The sequence below is a fragment of the Couchioplanes caeruleus genome (genome assembly GCF_023499255.1).
GTDB lineage: Bacteria > Actinomycetota > Actinomycetes > Mycobacteriales > Micromonosporaceae > Actinoplanes > Actinoplanes caeruleus_A.
In genome coordinates, this window is the sequence record NZ_CP092183.1 from 3,881,645 (window position 1) to 3,901,924 (window position 20,280).

The window sequence follows — 20,280 nt, forward strand, 5'->3', positions numbered from 1 at the left end:
TTCCGCGCGGGCAGTCTCTATTGTTGAGCGGTTATGTCTGTGACCCCCATCAGCCAGGACCTCGCCGAGCTCCGCCGCAGGATGTCCGACCTGCTTCCCCGCGACGAACGCCGGCTGCAGCGGCGGCTCGAGGGCACCAGAAGGATCCGCGACGAGGCCGCCCGGGCGGCCGTCCTGGCGGAGATCACCGACGAGCTGGCCCGGGCGGAGCAGCGCCGCGACTCGCGCCTGGCGTCCGTGCCGGCGATGTCCTATCCCGAGGACCTGCCGGTCAGCCAGCGCCGCGACGACCTGCTCGCCGCCATCCGCGACCACCAGGTCGTGATCGTGGCGGGCGAGACGGGGTCCGGCAAGACCACGCAGCTGCCGAAGATCTGCCTCGAGCTGGGCCGGGGGCTGCGCGGGCAGATCGGGCACACCCAGCCGCGGCGCATCGCCGCCCGGACGGTGGCCGAGCGCATCGCCGAGGAGCTGGACACCCCGCTGGGCGCGACCGTCGGTTACAAGGTGCGCTTCACCGACCAGGTGTCCGACGACACCATGATCAAGGTGATGACCGACGGCATCCTGCTCGCCGAGATCCAGCACGACCGGATGCTGCGCCGCTACGACACGCTCATCATCGACGAGGCGCACGAGCGCAGCCTCAACATCGACTTCATCCTCGGCTACCTCCGGCAGCTGCTGCCGCAGCGCCCCGACCTCAAGCTGATCATCACGTCGGCCACCATCGAGACGCAGCGCTTCGCCGAGCACTTCGCGGGGCCGCAGGGTCCCGCGCCCGTCATCGAGGTGTCCGGGCGGACCTATCCCGTCGAGGTGCGCTACCGGCCCCTCGTCACGGAGACGAGCGAGGACGAGGGCGAGGAGAGCCGCGAGGAGCCGATCGACCAGATCGACGGCATCGCCGCCGCCGTCGACGAGCTGGGCCGGGAGAGCAGCGGCGACATCCTCGTGTTCCTCAGCGGCGAACGGGAGATCCGCGACACCGCGGAGGCACTGACCAAGCAGGACCTGCGCAACACCGAGATCGTCCCGCTGTACGGCCGGCTCTCCGCCGCCGAGCAGCACAAGGTCTTCGAGCGCCACACCGGCCGCCGCGTCGTGCTCGCCACCAACGTCGCCGAGACGTCGCTGACCGTGCCCGGCATCAAGTACGTCATCGACCCCGGCACCGCCCGCATCTCGCGGTACAGCAGCCGGCTCAAGGTGCAGCGGCTGCCGATCGAGCCGGTGTCGCAGGCCAGCGCCAACCAGCGCAAGGGCCGGTGCGGGCGCACGAGCGAGGGCATCTGCATCCGGCTCTACTCGCAAGGAGACTTCGAGGGCCGCCCCGCCTTCACCGAGCCGGAGATCCTGCGTACCAATCTGGCCTCGGTCATCCTGCAGATGACCAACCTGGGTCTCGGCGACCTGGCGGCGTTCCCCTTCATCGACCCGCCGGACCGGCGCAACGTCACCGACGGCGTCAAGCTCCTCGAGGAGCTCGGCGCACTCGACAACGCCCCGTCCAACCACCCCACCACCACCCACAGACCGGCTAAAGGCCACCGGCTGACCCCGATGGGCCGGCAGCTCGCGCAGCTGCCGGTCGACCCGCGGCTGGCCCGCATGGTCATCGAGGCCGGCAAGCTGGACTGCGTCGCCGAGGTCATGGTGGTCACCGCCGCACTGTCCATCCAGGACCCGAGGGAGCGGCCCGCGGACCGTCAGCAGCAGGCCGACGAGAAGCACGGGCGCTTCACCGACAAGGAATCCGACTTCTTCACGTACCTCAACCTGTGGCGCTATCTGCGCGACAAGCAGCGGGAGTTGTCGGGCAACCAGTTCCGCCGGCTGTGCCGCTCGGAGTTCCTCAACTACCTGCGCGTGCGCGAGTGGCAGGACATCTACTCGCAGTTGCGGCAGGTGGCCCGCGGGCTGGACCTGACGGTCACCGAGGACGACGAGCGGGTCCCAGACGCCCAGCAGTTCCACACCGCGATGCTGGCCGGCCTGCTCAGCCACATCGGCCTCAAGGACACCGACAAGCGGGAGTACCTCGGCGCCCGCGGTGCGAAGTTCGCGATCTTCCCCGGCTCGGCGCTGTTCAAGAAGCAGCCCCGCTGGGTGATGTCCGCCGAGCTGGTGGAGACGTCGCGGCTGTGGGGCCGGGTCAACGCCCGCATCGAGCCGGACTGGGCCGAGAAGCTCGCGCCGCACCTGGTGAAGCGCAGCTACAGCGAGCCGCACTGGGAGAAGAAGCAGGGCGCCGTCATGGCGTACGAGAAGGTCACCCTGTACGGCCTGCCCATCGTGCCCCGGCGCAAGGTCGGCTACGGGCGCATCGACCCGGCGCTGTCGCGGGAGCTGTTCATCCGGCACGCGCTGGTCGAGGGCGACTGGGACACCCACCACGCGTTCCTCGCCGACAACGCCAAGCTGCTGGCCCGCATCGAGGAGATCGAGAACCGGGCGCGCCGGCGCGACATCATGGTCGACGACGAGACCGTGTTCGCGCTGTACGACGCCCGCATCCCCGCCGACGTGGTCTCCGCACGGCACTTCGACGCCTGGTGGAAGAAGGCCCGGCGCGAGGACCCGCAGCTGCTCACCTTCACCCGCGAGCAGCTCGTCAACGCCGGGCGCGACGCGATCGACCCGGCCGCGTACCCGGACGCCTGGCTCGCCGGCGGCGTGCGGCTGCCGCTGAGCTACCAGTTCGAGCCGGGCCGGGCGGCGGACGGCGTCACGGTGCAGGTGCCGTTGCCGCTGCTCAACAAGCTCGACGCGGACGACTTCGGCTGGAACGTGCCGGGCCTGCGCAAGGAGATCATCGTCGCGCTGATCCGGGCGCTGCCGAAGCAGCTGCGCACCAGCTTCGTGCCCGTACCCGACTGGGCCGACGCCGTGCTGGCGCGCATCCCGGCCCGCCGCGGCGCGCTCAGCGACGCGGTCGGCGACGAGCTGCGCCGGCTCACCGGCGTGGTCGTGCCCCGCGACGCGTGGCGCCCCGACCAGGTGCCGGAGCACCTGCGGATGAACTTCCGCGTGGTGGGCGAGGACGGCGCGGTGGTGGGCGAGGGCCGCGACCTCGACGTGCTGCGCACGAGCCTCGCGCCGAAGGTGCAGGAGACCATCTCGGCCGCCGCCGGCGACATCGAGCGGCGGGGCATCCGGACCAACGACTTCGGTACGCTGCCCCGCACCGTCAAGCAGATCCGCGGCGGCTACGAGGTCGCGGTGTACCCGGCGCTCGCCGACGAGGGCGACAGCGTGGCGATCCGGGTCTTCGAGACCGAGGCGGAGCAGCGGGAGGCGATGCGCGCCGGCACCCGCCGCCTGTTGCTGCTCACGCTGCCCCCGGCGGCCCGCTATCTGCAGGGGCGGCTGGACAACCGGGCGAAGCTGGAGCTGTCGCGGGGCAACCCGTACCGCTCGATCGCGGAGCTGCTCGACGACTGCGCGGGCGCGGCCGTGGACCGGCTCGCGCAGGACGCCGGCGGCCCGGCCTGGTCGTCGGAGGCCTTCACGGCCCTGCGCGAGGAGGTACGCGCCGAGCTGGTGGACGCCACGGCCACCGTGGTGAAGCAGGTGCAGGCGGTGCTGGCCACCGCGTACGAGATCGGCCAGCGCCTGGGCACCACCCGCGACCCGGCGCTCGTGCCGGCGCTCGCGGACATCCGGGCGCAGCTCAAGAGCCTCGTGTACCCGGGCTTCGTCACGGACACCGGCTGGAAGCAGCTGCACCACCTGCCGCGCTACCTCAAGGGCATCGTGCACCGCCTCGACCGCCTCGGCGGCACCCTGGCGCGTGATCGTCAGCTGATGGCACAGCTGCACGAGATCGAGGCCGAGTACCGCGAGCTGCGGGCCGAGCTGCCGAAGGGCGGACCGGCCGAGGAGGGGCTGCGCGAGATCCGGTGGATGCTCGAGGAGCTGCGGATCAACTTCTTCGCGCAGTCGCTCGGGACGGCGTACCCGGTGTCGGACAAGCGCATCTTCAAGGCGATGGACCAGCTGCCCGCCTGATCTTTCCGAGCGTGGGGAGGTGCGCTGCGGGGAGCGGTCGGGTGCCGTTCGGTTACCCGCCTGTCATGGGGGTGCCGGAGGCCCTAGCGTCCTTCCCATGACGAACGAATTCCTCGCCTTCGCCCCGATTTCCGCCGCTCCCGCCGTCGACCCGGCCCGCGCGCTGCTGGACGAGATGATGGCGCGGGTGGGCGTCGACGGCCTCGCCGCCGCGCTGGCGGACGCCGGCCTGCTCGCCCAGGTCGACCAGCACGCCGCCGCCGTCCGCGACGCCCTGCACCAGGCCGGCCGGGAGATCGACGCGGACGGGCTCGCCGCGTACGCCAAGTCGATCGCCGCCGCCGCCGAGCGGATGGGCCGGCCGGTGCCGCAGCCGGGATTCGCGTACGTGTCGGGTTCCGCCTGGCTCGCCGCCGAGTGGCACCTGATGCGACTTGTGGCCGTCTGCATGATTGCGGAGTCGGCCGGACTGCTCTGATTCCCTGCCCGAAACGCGGAGCCCACGAACTTTCGAGTAGTTAGGGCGTGAAAGTACGTTTTGGGCATGCACCACCACTCGAGACTCACCGCACTGATCCTGTCCCTGCCCGCCCTCGCCGCCGCCGCAGCCCTGCCCGCGCCGGCGTCCGCGGCCCCCGCCCGCACCGCCGGCCCGCTCGCCGCACCGGCGGCCCCGGTCAACTCCGCGCCCGTCACGGTCGCGCGGTACACGTTCGACACCGGCACCGTCGGCGGCGGCAGGATCGCCGACCGCTCCGGGCGCGGCTCGGCCCTCACCGTCCGCCGGGCGGACGGCGGCAGCATCCACTTCAACGGCACCACCTCCGACAAGTACGCCGCGTTCACCGCGCCCTGCGCCGCCTCGGCCGCCACCTGCCCCCGCGTCCTGCTGGAGGGCACCGACGACGCCGACCTCGACCCGGGCACCCGCCTCTTCCGCTGGGGCGCGACCGTACGCCTCACCAAGGCGCAGGTCACCGACTCGTCCAACGTCATGCAGAAGGGCGTGGCGGACACCGACAGCCAGTGGAAGATGCAGATCGGCGCCAACCAGGGCAAGGCCCAGTGCGTCGTGGTCGGCACCGGCTCGGACACGGCGGTGGCCCACATCGTCCGCTCGTCGAGCGGTATCGCCGACAACAAATGGCACGACATCATGTGCCAGCGTTCGGGCGCGAACCTGACGGTCTACGTCGACGGCACGGCCCGCGGCCACGTCACGATCCCGGCCACGCTGTCGATCTCGAACAGCCTCCCGCTGCGCATCGGCGGCCCCAACTTCCACACCCGCAGCGACATGTTCCACGGCCTGCTCGACGACGTCTGGGCCCGGGTGGGCTGACCCAGCCGGCCGCGCCGACCAGCCCCGGTGATCGCGGCCGGCCGCGCTGACCGGCGGTGCAGTGGCAGGCTGCGCCGACCGCCGCGCTGATCGCGGTCGGCCGCGCTCACACGGTTGCGATGACCGTGGTCGGCCGCGCCGTTCCGGTTGCGCTGGTCCGGTTGCACTGGGCGGCCGATGCCGGGCCGCTGCCGCACCGAGGCGCCGGGCCACTGCAGGGCTGCATCCGCGGCCGAGGCGCCCGGGCGGCCGGAAGGAGTGGTTGAACGACCGAGCGGAGACGCGGGCTCCCTGTAGCCCGGGCCCGCACACGATGATGGCCGGGACCCGAGGGTCCCGGCCATCGCCATACCGGTCGGACGCCCGCGCCGCTCAGCGCGGCGGGCGGGGCCCGGTCAGCTGCGGCGGAACGCGTACGAGCGACCGCCGGACGCACTCGCGGCCCGGCCGGACCGGGCGCGCCCGGAGCGTTCCCGGGCGGCCTGGCGGCTGTCGCGGGCGCCGTGGTGGTCCGCGGCGGGCTTGCGGTCGTCGCCGCCGGCGGTCACGGACGGCAGCGGCACGGCCGCCGCCAGGTCGAGGCGCGCGAGGTCGTCGGCGTCCACGTGCACGGAGAAGGGCTGAGCAGGCAAGGGTGCCTCCTGAAAGAGGGAAGGGACGGGCCCGGGTGCCGGTCACGGCGGATCCACGGCGGGCTGTGCCGCAACGAACCACCCCGGTGCCGGAGGATGCGGCAGGCGGCCTTCGGGCGGGCCGGCGCGCGCAGGCGGCGGGACCCGGGGAAGGCGAGCGGGGCAGCGAATCAGGAGATCATGCCGACACGGTAGTCGGCCCCGGCCGGTCGTGCGACCTCTTTATCGCGTGGTCAGGCGGAGGCCGGCCTCGAGCGTCGCGCAGGCCGCCGGGTAGTCGCGCAGCTGGTCCTTCACCAGCCGCAGGCCCACCTGCAACGCCACCGGCGGCACCCCGCGCGCCTCGAGCACGACGGCCGTCCATTCCACGAAGCCGGTGAAGATCTGCTGGTCGGCCACGTACAGCGACGCCGCGAGGAAGTCGACGATATGGCCGAGGTCCTCCACCGTCGCGTCGTGCTGGCGCTGGTCGTACGCGGCCATCGGCGGGTAGGTGGCGGCGAGCGTGTCGAGGGCCGTGCGGACGAGGTCGCCGCGGCTGCGCACCACGTACGTGTACTCGTCGTCGCCGAGGAACGCCGTCTCGTACGGGTCCCCGACGACCGGCGGCCACTGGTGGGCGAGCCGCGCCACCGCCTCCTCGGCCCCGGCCGCCCAGGCGTCGGCGCCGAGCTTCTGCGCCCAGCGGCCGTCCGGGCCGAAGCCGCGGCCGCCGGCGATGACCGGTACGCCCACCGACCGGCACGCGGTGATCGCCGTGTGCGCCCGGGGGAGCCGGGTCGCGATCATGCAGCTGAGCGCGACCGCGTCCGGGCCGGTCTGGTGCAGGTGGGTGACCAGGTGCGGGCCGGGCACGTTGGCGCCGAGGAAGTCGACCCGCCAGCCGTCGAGGCGCAGCATCTCGCCGAGGATCCGCACCGGCAGCGCGTGCCACTCGCCGTCGACGCAGGCGACCGTGATGCGCCCGCGGGTGGGCCGGACGGTCGTGCGGGCCGACACGGCCGCCAGCACCCGTTCGCTGATCGCCGTGGCGGCGTGCTCGCGGGCGACCGACCACTCGTTGGCCGCCCACAGCTCGCCGACCCGGCTCTGCGTCGCAGCGATGAGGTCGAGCATGATGCGCTGCGCCGGCGTCCCGTTGTCGAGCAGCCCGGTGACCAGGTCGACGGCGCCGTACTCGTCGCCGTCGCCGACCAGGCTCAGGAAGTGGTCGCCGAGGCCGGGGTCGTCGAGCGAGCGGGGTGGGTTCGAGGTGAAGACGGTCATCAGCGGGTGCGGGACCTCCTGTCACCCCGCCGGGCGTCGATGGCGAACGGGGACGCGGCCGGTACGCCGGTGTCCATCAGGCTGAGCTTCGTGCGGGCCGGGGCCCGGACCGCCAGCATGGCGATGTCGTCGCGGACACCGCCGTGCACCCAGTCGGAGACGAGCTGGCGGACCCGTTCCACGGCCGCGTCGGCGGGCATGCCGTGGCAGCCGGCGAGGGCGTCGCGCAGGCGGGTCTCGCCGTACTGCTCGTGGCCGCCGCCGCCGCCGCGCGCCTCGGTGAGGCCGTCGCTGTACATCAGGCAGATCTCGCCGGGGGCGAGCTCGATGGTGGCGGGCCGTACGGTGATCTCCGGAACCACCCCGACCAGCGTGCCCTTGACGGGCGCCTGCTCCACGCTGCCGTCGGCGCGCAGCACGAGCGGTACGGGATGCCCGCCGGTGGCCAGGTCGATGCGGACCCGGCCGTGCTCGGCGCGGCTGATCGCGCCCAGCACGAGCGTGACGAAGCGGTGCTGGCGGCTGGAGCCGAGCAGCGCCCGGTTCAGCACCTTGAGCATGACCGCCGGGTCGTCCTCGACCAGGCACAGCGCGCGCAGCGTCTGACGGATCTTGCCGGTGAGCACCGCGGCCTCGGGACCCTTGCCGCAGACGTCGCCGAGCACCACGACGGTGTTCGGGTTGCGCTCGGTCGGTTCGAAGACGTCGTAGAAGTCACCGCCGATGCGCAGCGCGTCGCGGGCCGCCTGGTACGAGCCCACCAGCTCGATGCCGTCGGGCCGGGGCAGGTCCGGGGGGAGCAGGTCGGCCTGCAGGATCGCGGCCGTGTCAACCTGCTCGCGGTAGAGCGCGGCGGCCGAGATCGCGGCGCCGGCGCGGGCCGCGAAGATGCGGGCCAGCATCTCGTCCTCGGGGGAGAACACGGTGCCGTGGCCGCGGCGGGCCAGGATCAGTGCGCCGGCGGGCTCCGCGTTGCCCGGCAGCGGCGTGACGAGCAGCGCCCCGACCTCGCCGAAGCCCTCCGGCAGCAGCCACGCGGGCACCTGGTTGGCGTCGAGCCAGCGGCTCGGGATGGGCGGGAAGCCGGCGAGCGCCTCCTCCAGCCCGGGGACCTCGGCGAGCAGGTCCTCGCGCAGCGTGCCCTCCTCGACCGTGCCGCCGCCGACCAGCCGCATCCACTCGCTCTGCCGGCGGCGTGCCGGCAACACCACGATCGCGGCGTCGGCCAGGTGGGACGCGGCCAGCTCGATGGTCGTACGCAGGCAGCGCCGCTGGTGCAGCGACGCGGAGAGCCGCCGTCCCGCCTCGGCGAGGAACGCCGTGCGGGCGCGCTCGGTGTCGAAGGCCTGCGCCCGGCGCTGCTCCTCGGTGGTGTCGCGCAGGTACCACCCGTAGTGGTCGTCGCCGAGCGGCCGGCGCGTCCCCTGCAGCGTGCGGCCCTCGTGCTCCTCGGTGAACGCTGCGGCGTCGTCCTCGGTGGCCCGGGCCAGGGCCGGCAGCGGGCCGTCACCGGCGGCGACGCCGGGGCGCAGCCCGGGCACCAGCTCGGCGGCGGCCGCGTTGACCAGCACCACCGTGTCCGTGCCGGCGGTGCAGACGATGATGGCCTCGCCGGAGGCGTCCAGGGCGGCCCGCAGCAGGGCGGGGGCGGGCGGACCGATCGCCATCGTGCCGGTCCGTACGGTCCCATGCTGAATCGGGAGCTGTGCCGTCACCGCGGTCCTCCTTTCCGTCTCTGCCCGCCGACAGGTGCGTGATCCGGCCCAGCCTACGCGCAGGCCGGGAGGGCGGCGCGGCTCAGAAGGTGGAACCGGGGTCGGTGTCGACCACGATCGGCGCGTGATCCGAGGGTCCCTTGCCCTTGCGAGCCTCCCGGTCCACGACCGCGTCGCGGACCGCGGCGGCCACGTCGGCGGTGGCGTACACGAGGTCGATCCGCATGCCCTTGTTCTGGTGGAACATCCCGGCACGGTAGTCCCAGTAGGTGAACGGGCGGTCGCCCTTGAGCGGCCGGGGCACGACATCCGTGAAGCCCAGCTCGCGCAGCGCGGCGAGGGCGTCGCGCTCCGGCGGGGTGACGTGCGTCGAGCCCGCGAAGACCCGGCGGTCCCAGACGTCGTCGTCCGTGGGCGCCACGTTGAAGTCGCCGGTGAGCACCGCGGGGCCCTTCTGCTCCGCCAGCGCCGAGCGCAGCGCGGCCAGCCAGGACAGCTTGTACGTGTAGTGCGGGTCCTCGGGCGTCCTGCCGTTGGGCACGTAGATCGAGGTGAACCGGATGCCGCCGCAGGTGGCGCCGACGGCGCGCGCCTCGGGATCGGGGTACCCCGGTTCGCCGTCGAAGCCGCGCCGGACGTCGTCGAGGCCGATGCGGGACAGCAGCGCGACGCCGTTCCAGCGGCCCTGGCCGTACGCGGCGGTCTCGTAGCCCAGTGCGGCGACCTCGGCGACCGGGAAGGCGTCGGCGCTGACCTTGGTCTCCTGCAGGCAGAGCACGTCCGGCCGGGTCTGCTCCAGCCATTCGAGGAGGCGGGGCAGGCGGGCCTTGACCGAGTTCACGTTCCAGGTCGCGAAGCGCATCCGCCTAGCCTGCCGTATCCGGCGGCGCGGTGCCGCTCAGCAGTCCGGGCGAGTCGGAGGGGCCGGCCGGGCGCCGGCGCTGCGTGCGCGCGGGGCCCCGCCGGGTGCCGGCGCTGTGTGAGCGGCCGGGATGCGGGTCAGCGCTCCGGGGCGAAGCGGGCGGGCCGGTCCGGCGAGCGGCGCTGGGCCCGCATCGGGGCGGCGTCCGCGCGGGTGGCCGCGAGCAGGGCGGCGGCGAGGCCCGAGGCCAGGACGAGCAGGACGGCCACGAGCCAGATCACCGAGCCGTCGGATCCGATCAAAGTCGCCATGTGTCGCCTCCCTTGTCCCCATGATCGGCAGTGCGGGCTCCGATGCGAGGACCCCGGCGAGCGAATAATGCCGGAGACCCGGGGCGGTACGCCAGTGGGGGACGAGACCTTTGTCACGTCCTGGGAAAGGTGATGCGCGCTCAGGGATGCCGGACGGTCACCGGCGCGGGGCCGGGCACGTGCCGGTCCGCGGCCCAGTGCAGGGCGAAGTCGCCGGCCGGTACGCCGGGTCCCCACAGCCAGCCCTGCGCCTGCGTCACGCCCACGGCGGCGAGCGCGTCGCGCTGGGTACGGGTCTCCACGCCTTCCGCGACGATGCTCAGCCCCAGCGCCCGCGCCATCGCCACCACGGCCCGGACGATCTCCTCGTCCTCGGCGCTCTCACCCAGCCCGCTGACGAACGACCGGTCGATCTTCACCCCGGTCACCGGGAACTGCCGCAGGTAGCCCAGCGCGGAGAAGCCGGTGCCGAAGTCGTCGACGAGCAGCCGTACGCCCAGCTCACGCAGCTCGAACAGCACCCGGGCCGCCACGCCTCCGCCGTCGGCCATCACCGACTCGGTCATCTCCAGCGCCACCGCCGGGGCCGGTACGCCGTGCCGGGCCAGCTCCCCGGCGACGATCTGGGCCAGCCGCGGATCGGCGAGCTGCCGCGGGGAGACGTTGATCGACAGGTAGAAGTCCGCGTCGACCGTGCCGTCGGCGCGCCAGATCGCCAGCTGGCGCAGCGCCTCGTTGCGGACGAACGTGCCGAGCGCGTCGATCAGGCCGGAGTCCTCGGCGACCGGGATGAACGTCATCGGCGGGATCGGCCCGCGCTGCGGGTGGTGCCAGCGCACGAGGGCCTCGGCGGCGCACGGCCGGCCGGTGTCGAGCCGCACGATCGGCTGGTAGACGACGGTGAGCTGCTCCTCGGCCAGAGCCGTACGCAGGGCGCCCTCCAGCTCGATGCGCTCGCGGACCCGGTCGTGCATGGAGGCGTCGAAGATCGTCGCGCGGCCCGGCCCCTCGGCCTTGGACCGGTACATGGCCGTGTCGGCGTCGCGCAGCAGCGCCTCGGCGGCCTTCGCGGGCTCCCCGCCGCCCGGCGCGTGCGCGAGCCCGATCGAGGCGCTGATGACCACCTCGGTGTCGCGGACGGGCACCGCCGTGGCGAAACAGGCCTGGACGGCGTCGACGAGCCGCAGCGCCGCGGGCTCGTCGCAGGCGGTGGCCGCCACGAACTCGTCGCCGCCGACCCGGGCCAGCATGACGCCGGGCGGCACCGCGGCGCGCAGCCGCCGCGCCACCCCGATGACGAGCTGGTCGCCGGCGTCGTGCCCCCACGAGTCGTTGACCCACTTGAAGCCGTCGAGGTCGAGGAAGCACACCCAGACCCGCTCCGGTCCGTCGGCGGGCGTCGTGGCGGCGAGCCGCTCCACCTCCGAGGTGATCCGGCGGCGGTTGGGCAGCCCGGTCAGCGGGTCGTGCATGGCCTGGTACTCGGAGTGCAGCTGGGCGGCCACGTGCGCCTGGACGGCGGAGACCGCGCGCAGGACCAGCAGCGTCACGATCGCCAGGCCGCACGCGCCGATCAGCAGCCGGAACGCCGGTGAGCTGCCGCCGACGGTCACGAGCAGCACGAACGGCGTGGCCACGGCGGGCGCCAGCAGGAGCATGCGCCGCCAGGACCAGGCCTGCACGGGATGCCGGTCGGCGCGCCCCAGCTGCACGACCGACGGGTGCAGGGCGGTCACCCCGAGCATCGCGTACGCCAGCAGGAACGGCACGTCCAGCAGCGGGGACGCGTACGTCTGCCCGGACACGCCGATGATCGCGTACGCCATGTCGCCGGTGACGATCATCGCGATGCCGGCGATCAGGAACTTCAGCGACGGCGGCCACACGCGCGCGGTGAAAGTGAAGTTGATGCACGCCGCGAGCAGCACGACGTCGAAGAGCGGGTACAGCGCGGCGAGCACCGACTGGATCGCGGGGCGGTCGGCGATCGCCGCCGTGGGGGCGGCGAGCAGCAGGGCGCTGGCCAGCCCGCCGGCGAGGCAGACGATCAGCCCGTCGAGCAGGGCGTGCCGCTCGGTGCTGCCCCGCGAGCGCAGCAGCAGCGCGAAGAAGACGCTCAGCAGCGCGTACCCGGGGACCGTCGCGGCGTCCGCCAGCAGCGGCTCAGCGGTCACGTACGGCCGGAGCAGGACCCCCACCAGGAAGCAGACCGCGGCAATGCCCATGGCGATCCAGGCGGCGCGCGGCCGCGCGCCGAGCCGGCGCGGCGCCGTGAAGCAGGCGAACACCGTGGTCAGGGCGATGACGGCGAAGCCCACCCCGTTGGTGACGGGGGACAGGTCGAGGAGGTAGAGCACCGTCGCCGCCACACCGCCCACGGCGAACACCCGCCACCACACGTGCGCACGGGAGGGCGGAGCAGTGGATCGCACTCCGCATCGCCCCCTGGCACCGGTCAGCTCATCAGCGCGTCCGCCGTGGGAACCGTACCGTCGTCCCGGCCCCGCGCGGCAGGGATTCCGTGGACGAACATCGTCGGGCAGGCGCAGCGGCGCAACAACTCACCCGCCACGGCGCCCAGCAATGAGGTGCTGCCGGCGCCGCGCGGCCCCACGATCATCATGCGCGCCGACCGGGAGGCGCGTACGAGGGTCGGGCCAGGTTCCCCGACCAGCAGCCGGGCCCGTACGCCCGCGGGCCCGGCGAGGCCGCGTACGGCGGACGCCAGCAGCCGGCGGCCGGACGGCTCCCCGGCGGGGCCGGTGACCACGTGCACCACCTCGAGCGGGACCCGGCGCCGCAGCGACTCGTCCGCCGCCAGCCGCAGCGCCCCTTCGGAGCAGGCCGAGCGGTCGACCGCCACGAGCAGCGGCCCGGCCTGCGGGCGGATGCCCCGGGCCACCAGCACGGGACACCGTGCCCGCGCGACGGTCTGCACGAGCACCGAGTCGTCCGGCAGCCGGTGGGTGGCCGCCAGGTCGTCGTCGCCGAGCACGAGCAGCGAGGCCGTACGGCTCTGCCGCAGCAGCTCGCGTACCGGCTGGCCGTCCACGAGCAGACCGCCGACCCGGACGCCGGGGACGCTGCGCTCCGCGGTCGCGGCCGCCCGCTGCACGATCATTTCCGCGTCGTGTCGCGCGCTGCCGTAATCCGGAGGATCATTGTGGGAACGGGCGCCGGGCCAGGTGAAGGCGTGCACGATGCGCAGCGGCTGCCCGCGCGTCACCGCCTCGCGGGCGGCCAGCCGGACGGCGGCGAGACCGCTCGCCGTTCCGTTCACACCGACGACGACAGGAGCAGCGCCCGGAATCTGCATCGGTTCACCACCTCCGCGCTCACCGACTCCGCACCGCGACGACGCGGTCCACAGACCATTATCTATGGTGTTCCCGGGAGCGGCGGTCGGTGATCAATCCCTCAGCGGTCGACCGCCTGATGACCCGTTCAGCTTGAGGGTTTACGGTGAACGGCAGGTTATTGGCGACATCTGCCGGTGAAGTGAGGGAAATACATGACGGATGTCAAGCTCGACCACCCCGGTGGCCAGTTGTCCCTGCCGGTACGGGAGGCCGTCGAGGGCCCGGGCGGTATCGAGATCAGCGCCCTCCTCAAGGAGACCGGCTACGTCACGCTCGACCAGGGGTTCGTGAACACGGCCTCGTGCGCATCGGCGATCACCTACATCGACGGTGACGCCGGCATCCTGCGGTATCGGGGCTTCCCGATCGAGCAGCTGGCCGGCAAGGCGTCGTTCCTCGAGGTGTCGTACCTGCTGATCCACGACGCGCTGCCGACGCCGGCGCAGCTGGCCGAGTTCGCGGACAAGATCCGCGTGCACACGCTGCTGCAGGAGGAGATGCGTACGTTCTTCTCGGGCTTCCCGCGCGACGCGCACCCGATGGCGGTGCTGTCGTCGGCCGTCACCGCGCTGTCGACGTTCTACCAGGACGCGCTGGACCCCACCGACCCCGAGCAGGTCGAGATCTCCGGCATCCGGCTGATGGCGAAGCTTCCGACCATCGCCGCGTACGCGTACAAGAAGTCCATCGGCCACCCGCTGCCGTACCCGGACAACTCGCTCGACTACGTCGAGAACTTCCTGCGCATGACGTTCGGGCTGCCCACCGTGAACTACGAGGTGGACCCGAAGGTCGCCAAGATCCTCGACATGCTGTTCGTGCTGCACGCCGACCACGAGCAGAACTGCTCCACCTCGACGGTGCGCCTCGTGGGCTCGGCCCAGGCCAACCTGTTCGCCTCGGTGGCCGCGGGCATCAACGCGCTCTCCGGCCCGCTGCACGGCGGCGCCAACTCGGCGGTCCTCGAGATGCTCGAGGGCATCCGCGCCGACGGTGGCGACGTGCAGTCCTTCGTCCGTCGCGTCAAGGCGAAGGAGAAGGGCGTCAAGCTGATGGGCTTCGGCCACCGGGTCTACAAGAACTACGACCCGCGCGCCGCCATCGTGAAGAAGGCGGCCCAGGAGGTCGTGGCCACGATGGAGCGTCCGGACCCGCTGCTGGAGATCGCGTTCCAGCTCGAGGAGATCGCGCTCGCGGACGACTACTTCGTCTCCCGCAAGCTCTACCCCAACGTGGACTTCTACACCGGCCTGATCTACAAGGCCATGGGCTTCCCCACGAAGATGTTCACGGTGCTGTTCGCGCTGGGCCGGCTGCCCGGCTGGATCGCGCAGTGGGGCGAGATGATGGCCGACCCGACCACGAAGATCGGCCGGCCGCGTCAGCTGTACACCGGTCAGGGCGAGCGTCAGTTCGTGCCCATCACCGAGCGCTGAGCCTTCCCGCGTCTGCACGGCCGTCCCGGCTCTCCGGGGCGGCCGTTCGCGTGTCTCGAAGGCCGCCGTCCCGCCCTCGGATGCCGTCGCCTTGGTTTCAGGGGCCGTCGCTCGTGTGGTGCGAGGCCGTCGCCCGCGTCGGGAGCCGGCGTTCAGATTCTCCCGGGCCGTCGCCCCGGTGTCGGCGCCCGTCGCGCCCGTTCTGCGAGGCCGTCGCCCGCGTTTCCCGAGCCTTCGCCCAGCCTGGGAGGCTGTGAGGCGGCCTCAGAGGGCGTCGAGCCAGGCGATGATCCGCGCGGCGCCGTCCTCGGTACGCAACCGCCCGGCCATCGCGGCGGACCGCTCGCGGAGGGCGGGCGACGTGGTCGCCGCGCGCAGGGCCGCCGCGAGCCGCGGCGCGGTCAGCCGCGGCAGCGGGATCGGCGGGGGAGCGACACCCAGCGCGTGCAGGCGGCGCGCCCAGAACGGCTGGTCGGCGCTGACCGGCACCGGTACGGCGGGCACACCGGCCCGCAGCGCCGCCGCGGTCGTCCCCGCGCCGGCGTGGTGCACCACCGCCGCCACCCGCGGGAACAGCCAGTCGTGCGGCAACGAGTCCACGTTGAGCACGGCGGGGTCGTCCTCCGCGCGCAGGCCCGACCAGCCCGCCTGCACGATCGCCCGCACCCCGGCCGCGCGCACGGCCTGCAGCACGGGACCGGCCAGGCGGGCGCCGTAGCCGGGCGCCATGCTGCCGAAGCCGATGAACACCGGCGGCGGCCCGGCGGCGAGGAACTCCTCGACCTCCGCCGGCGGTGCCCACCCGGCCGGCCGGGCGGGCCACCAGTACCCGACCACCTCCTGCGACGGCGGCCAGTCCGCGGGCCGGGGCACCACCGACGGGCTGAACCCGTGGAAGGTGGGCCACCGCTGTTGCTGTTCGCCCTGCAGCCGGCGCAGGGGCTTGCGGGGCAGCCCGAGCCGGTCGCGCAGGTCACGGACCGGGCCGCGGTACAACGGCCGCGCCGACGCTTCGGTGAGGTGACCCAGGAGCCGGTTGCCGAGGCGTCCCGCGGATCGCCCGCCGAGCAGGACGGGCCCGAAGTCGCCGGTCGGGAACACCGGTTGCAGGAACACGCCCGCCCACGGGATGCCGGCCGCCTCCGCGACCTGGTAGCCCAGCGGCGCCACGACGGTCGACAGCAGCATCGCCTCGGCCCGGATCCGCTCGGCCGCCGCCGCGATCCCGTCGCCCATCTCGGCCACCAGCGGGCGGGCGATGCGCAGAAGCCGTACGAGCGCGCGCGGGCCGGTGCCGGAGCTCCTGCCGTCCTGGCCCGGGGCGCGCCGCAGGATCTCGCGCAGGTCGCCGGGGATCGGCACGAACGGCAGCGTCACCGAGTCGCGGAACGGCTCGTGGGTGGCGATGGTGACCTCGTGGCCGGCGGCCTGCAGCCGCTCCCCGAGACCCGTGTACGGCGCCACGTCGCCGGTCGAGCCGGAGGTCACGATCAGCACCCGCACCCCGCCATCATCGCATCCCCTGCATGCCTTGACGGTTATATAACCTCGGTGGAATAGTCGGCTCGTGCCCGTGGACGCCATCGCCGTACTGGCCGAGCCGACCCGCCGCCGCATCCTCGACGAGCTGCGGCTCGCCGAACGCAGCGTCGGAGACCTCGTCGCCACCCTGGACATGAGCCAGCCCGCCGTCTCCAAGCACCTCAAAGTGCTGCGCGAGGCCGGGTTCGTCTCCAGCCGTACGGCGGCGCAGCACCGCATCTACCGCCTCGAACCCGGCCCGTTCCGCGCGCTGGACGCGTGGCTGGCGCCGTACCGGCGGATGTGGAACCGGCACCTCGACGCGCTCGAACGCCACCTGGAGGAGTCATGACCCCGCTCGATCCCGGCCCGGCCGGCGGCGCCACCGTGGTGAGCGCCGGCGACCGCTGGACGCTCGTGTTCATCCGTGAGCTGCCGCATCCCCGCGAGAAGGTCTGGTCGGCGCTGACCGACCCGCACCGCCTCGACCAGTGGGCGCCCTTCGCCGCCGGGCGGGACCTGTCGCACCCCGGCGACGTCACCCTCACCATGGTCGACGGCCCGGACCGGACCGGCACCCCGGCGACCGTACGGCGTGCCGAACCGCCCGCCCTCCTCGAGTACACGTGGGGCGAGGATCTGCTGCGCTGGGAGCTCGGGGACACCGGCGGCGGCACCCGCCTCACCCTGCGCCACACTGTCGGCGACCGCGACGGCGCCCCGATGTTCGCGGCCGGCTGGCACCTGTGCGTGGCCGTGCTCGCCCGGTTGCTCGACGGCGATCCGGTCGGCGTGATCCGCGGCCGTGACGCCCTCGCGCACGGCTGGGACGACCTGCGCGCCGCGTACGAGAAGAGCTTCGCCGGTCCGTCTCGCTAAGGTCGGTATGACGCGGCACCGGATCGGGCATGTTCCGTACGCGTCGCCGGCCGGGACGATCGGGGAGGATGCATGGACGTCGTCATCGGGATCGACACCGGAACCACCGCCACCAAGGGCATCGCGGCCGGGATGGACGGCGAGGTGCGCGCCGTGACCAGCGTGCACTACCCGCTCTCCGTGCCGGGGCCCGGCCGGGCCGAGCTCGACTCCACCCAGCTGCGCGACGCCGCCGTCGAGGCCCTCGTGGCCGTGGCCCGGCAGTGCCGCGAACGCGGCGACCGGGTCCTCGCCGTCAGCCTCAGCGCGTTCCTGCACGGCCTCGCGCCGATGAACCCCGACGGCTCGCCGCGGGGCCCGCTGATCACCTGGGCCGACAACCGCTCGTCCGCGCAGAGCGACGCCCTCGCCGAGGCCGGCCGCGCCAAGCCGTTGCAGGCGCGCACCGGCACCCCGGTGCACCCGATGGCTCCGCTGGCCAAGCTCGCCTGGTGGCGTGCCACCGACCCGGAGGTCCTGCGCGACACCCCGCGATGGGGCGGCGTCAAGGAGCTCGTGCTCGGCGGCCTCGCCCGCGAGGGGTTCGTCGTGGACCTCTCGATCGCCTCCGGCACCGGGCTGTACGACATCCACCAGCGGCGCTGGGACCCCGAGGCGCTCGACATCGCCGGGATCACCGCCGACCGGCTGGCCGAGGTCGTGCCGACCACCACCACGCTGAAGCTGCACGCCGACGTCGCCGGGGCGGCCGGGCTGCCGCCGGACACGCCGCTGGTCATCGGCGCCGCCGACGGGCCGCTGGCCAACCTCGGCGTCGGCGCCACCCCGGCCGGCGTCGCCGCGGTGTCGCTCGGCACCAGCGGGGCGCTGCGGACCGTCGTCGGCGGACCCACCGCGGACAAGGCGGGCCGGCTGTTCTGCTACGCGCTCACCGAGGACCGCTGGGTGCTCGGCGGCGCGATCAACAACGCCGGCTCGGTGGTGCGCTGGGCCGGCCAGACGATGGCAGGGGGCTTCGACCGTCCCGCCGCGGAGGGCGAGGACGCCGACGTGCGCGACGCCGCGCTGCTCACCGAGGCGGAGGGCGTACGCGCCGGCAGCGACGGGCTGCTCTGCCTGCCGTACCTGCTGGGGGAACGGGCGCCCTGGTGGCGCGGTGGCATGCGCGGGGCGTACCTGGGCCTGCGCCGCGAGCACGGGCGCGCGCACCTCGTCCGGGCGGCCGTGGAAGGGGTGTGCCAGCAACTCGCCCTGGTCCGCGACACCTTCGACGCCGAGGGCGTCCCGATGACGGAGGTACGCGCCACCGGCGGCGCGGTCGCCTCGGACCTCTGGGTCGGCGTGCTCGCGGCGGCGCTGGACCTGCCCGTGGCGATCGCCGACACCCCCGAGGGCACCGCGCTCGGCGCCTGCCTGCTCGGCCTGCACGCGATCGGCCACCTGCCCGACCTGGACGAGGCGGCAGCCCTGGTGGCCATCACCGCCCACACCCGGCCCGACCCGGAGGACGCCGCCCTGTACAAGCGGATGCGCCCACTGGTGGAGAAGTCGGCGCTGGCGGTCACCGACGTGCTCACCGAGCTGGACCGGATCGCCCCCTCGCCGCTGCCCGGCACGGAGAAGGCGGTGGGCGGCAACAAGGCGGAAGGCGTGCGGGCCCAGGGCGGCTGAGGCCAGCCTTTTGGCCGGCGGGCTGAGGCCTGCGAGCTTGTGCGGGCCCATGGTCGGGTCGAGGCCCGGGGTCGTGCCGTGCTCGGGGCTTGTGGTCGGGTCGAGGCCAGCGGGTCGTGCCTTGCTCGAGGGCTTGTGGTCGGGTCGAGGCCGGCGGGTCGTGCCGTGCTCGAGGGCTTGTGGCCGGCGGCCGGCGCGGGTTGAAGCCCGTGGCTTCGAACTGGCGGGCGGGCTGAGAGGCGCGGACGTCACCGGCGGCAGGCCGATCCCCGTTCGCGGGTGCGCCGGCAGCTGCAGTTGAATGTGCCGGCTCCTCTCCCACACCGACATTCTGCCTGCCGTCACTTGGTTCCGCCCCGAAGTCATCTGTTCATCGTGGCATGGTGGCCGGCGATCGGGCCGTGACGATCGTCGCATTTCTGCAGTGATCGTTCAGTGGGTTCATGTCGGTGGGTTGCGGAACAATTCAGGTATGCGGCAGCTTCAATTTTTTCGACGGCGGAATTGGCGGCGATGCGTGATCGGACCGCGTCGCGCACCTTTTCTCCCGGGCGCGAGGAGTTCCGCCGCGAGCATATCCGTCACCGGACGTGGGGGTTGTCGCGAAGGCACGCCGCGAAGCTGCGTCACCTGCACGGCGATCGTGGCGCGGACCGGCCGGTGAGCGTGCGGAGCGCGGTGGCGCCGGTGCCCCACCGAAGGGCCGCGGCGTCACAAGCACCGCCGGCGACGATTCGCCACCCGGTGCGGGCATCCATGTCGGACCGTGTGGAGACGCCACCCGTAGGGCCCCCCGATGCGGGCGACATCGCACATCGGGCCGGGAGCCGCGGCATCACCATGGCCGTAGGAGCAGCCGCTGGTGGCGACCCCACGGCGGAACGGGTTGCGGCTTCGAGTGTGGTCGTGGAGGGTTCGTCGGTTGCGCCGAGGGCCGCCGCGGCCGAGCCGGCCGCGGTTGCGGGTGACGCCACGGCTGGGTCGGTGGCGGCACCGACGGCGGTGCACAAGATCCGTTCGGCCCGTGGTTCTCGTGTGCGCAGGTCGAATTCGGCCGATTGCCGCTCGTCGTCCGCCGGCCGAGCGAGGACGATTGCCGCTCGTCGTCCACCGGCCGAACCAGGATGATTGCCGCTCGTCGTCCATCGGCTCCGGTTCCTCGAGGAACGGCGGCAAGAGATTCGGCGGCGCCGGCGTCTTTCGTCAATTGCGCACTCCGCAGTCGGATAATGCATCGATCGTCATGATGGATTCGCCGGAAAAGGCGTCGCGCCT

At 73.3% G+C, this 20,280-nt stretch carries 15 protein-coding genes; 7 read left to right on the forward strand and 8 right to left on the reverse strand.

Annotated elements, in window-relative coordinates:
• Window positions 1–33: 33 nt before the first annotated feature.
• From hrpA to COUCH_RS17930, 3 genes are all read left to right on the forward strand, one after another.
• On the forward strand, window positions 34–4,011 hold the full coding sequence (gene hrpA, locus COUCH_RS17920) for an ATP-dependent RNA helicase HrpA (RefSeq protein ID WP_249613235.1): 3,978 nt from the start codon (window positions 34–36) through the stop codon (window positions 4,009–4,011).
• Between the two features lie 97 nt (window positions 4,012–4,108).
• Entirely contained in the window at window positions 4,109–4,489 is a 381-nt protein-coding gene (locus tag COUCH_RS17925) for a DUF6401 family natural product biosynthesis protein (RefSeq protein WP_249613236.1), read from the forward strand.
• 66 nt (window positions 4,490–4,555) lie between these two features.
• On the forward strand, window positions 4,556–5,353 hold the full coding sequence (locus tag COUCH_RS17930) for a LamG-like jellyroll fold domain-containing protein (protein WP_249613237.1): 798 nt from the start codon (window positions 4,556–4,558) through the stop codon (window positions 5,351–5,353).
• A gap of 395 nt (window positions 5,354–5,748) precedes the next feature.
• Here the strand turns inward: COUCH_RS17930 and COUCH_RS17935 are convergent, their stop codons facing one another.
• The 7 genes from COUCH_RS17935 to COUCH_RS17965 all read right to left on the reverse strand — a co-directional run bounded on the left by COUCH_RS17935 (window position 5,749) and on the right by COUCH_RS17965 (window position 13,455).
• A complete protein-coding gene (locus COUCH_RS17935) occupies window positions 5,749–5,985 on the reverse strand; it encodes a hypothetical protein (protein WP_249613238.1) in 237 nt (78 codons plus the stop codon).
• A 222-nt stretch (window positions 5,986–6,207) separates the two neighbouring features.
• Window positions 6,208–7,251, reverse strand: coding sequence for a cobalamin B12-binding domain-containing protein (locus tag COUCH_RS17940; protein ID WP_249613239.1), 1,044 nt, complete (start codon window positions 7,249–7,251; stop codon window positions 6,208–6,210).
• Window positions 7,251–8,966: a PP2C family protein-serine/threonine phosphatase gene (locus tag COUCH_RS17945; protein WP_249613240.1), complete on the reverse strand. Its 1,716-nt coding sequence runs from the start codon at window positions 8,964–8,966 to the stop codon at window positions 7,251–7,253. Before COUCH_RS17945 ends, COUCH_RS17940 begins: the two co-directional genes overlap by 1 nt.
• 82 nt (window positions 8,967–9,048) lie before the next feature.
• Window positions 9,049–9,828 carry an exodeoxyribonuclease III gene (locus tag COUCH_RS17950; RefSeq protein ID WP_249613241.1) on the reverse strand — a complete coding sequence of 260 codons (780 nt, stop codon included), beginning with the start codon at window positions 9,826–9,828 and terminating at the stop codon, window positions 9,049–9,051.
• 137 nt (window positions 9,829–9,965) lie between these two features.
• Window positions 9,966–10,139, reverse strand: a complete 174-nt coding sequence (locus COUCH_RS17955) for a hypothetical protein (RefSeq protein WP_249613242.1) — start codon at window positions 10,137–10,139, stop codon at window positions 9,966–9,968.
• A 140-nt stretch (window positions 10,140–10,279) separates the two neighbouring features.
• Entirely contained in the window at window positions 10,280–12,538 is a 2,259-nt protein-coding gene (locus COUCH_RS17960) for a putative bifunctional diguanylate cyclase/phosphodiesterase (RefSeq protein ID WP_249613243.1), read from the reverse strand.
• Window positions 12,539–12,594: 56 nt separating this feature from the next.
• Complete coding sequence (locus tag COUCH_RS17965) at window positions 12,595–13,455, reverse strand: universal stress protein (protein ID WP_249613244.1); 861 nt, start codon at window positions 13,453–13,455, stop codon at window positions 12,595–12,597.
• 195 nt (window positions 13,456–13,650) lie between these two features.
• Here COUCH_RS17965 and COUCH_RS17970 point away from each other — a divergent pair, with 195 nt between their 5' ends.
• Entirely contained in the window at window positions 13,651–14,934 is a 1,284-nt protein-coding gene (locus COUCH_RS17970; RefSeq protein WP_249613245.1) for a citrate synthase, read from the forward strand.
• A gap of 264 nt (window positions 14,935–15,198) precedes the next feature.
• Here COUCH_RS17970 and COUCH_RS17975 read toward each other — a convergent pair whose 3' ends face one another.
• A complete protein-coding gene (locus COUCH_RS17975) occupies window positions 15,199–16,437 on the reverse strand; it encodes a glycosyltransferase (protein ID WP_249613246.1) in 1,239 nt (412 codons plus the stop codon).
• Window positions 16,438–16,501: 64 nt separating this feature from the next.
• On the opposite strand from COUCH_RS17975, the gene COUCH_RS17980 reads away from it, so the two are divergent.
• The 3 genes from COUCH_RS17980 (at window position 16,502) to COUCH_RS17990 (ending at window position 19,005) form a co-directional block, all read left to right on the forward strand.
• Entirely contained in the window at window positions 16,502–16,807 is a 306-nt protein-coding gene (locus tag COUCH_RS17980; protein ID WP_249613247.1) for an ArsR/SmtB family transcription factor, read from the forward strand.
• On the forward strand, window positions 16,804–17,334 hold the full coding sequence (locus COUCH_RS17985; protein WP_249613248.1) for an SRPBCC family protein: 531 nt from the start codon (window positions 16,804–16,806) through the stop codon (window positions 17,332–17,334). Before COUCH_RS17980 ends, COUCH_RS17985 begins: the two co-directional genes overlap by 4 nt.
• A gap of 72 nt (window positions 17,335–17,406) precedes the next feature.
• The gene (locus tag COUCH_RS17990; protein WP_249613249.1) at window positions 17,407–19,005 is read left to right on the forward strand and encodes a gluconokinase; all 1,599 of its coding nucleotides are present in this window, start codon (window positions 17,407–17,409) and stop codon (window positions 19,003–19,005) included.
• The last annotated feature ends 1,275 nt before the right edge of the window (window positions 19,006–20,280 follow it).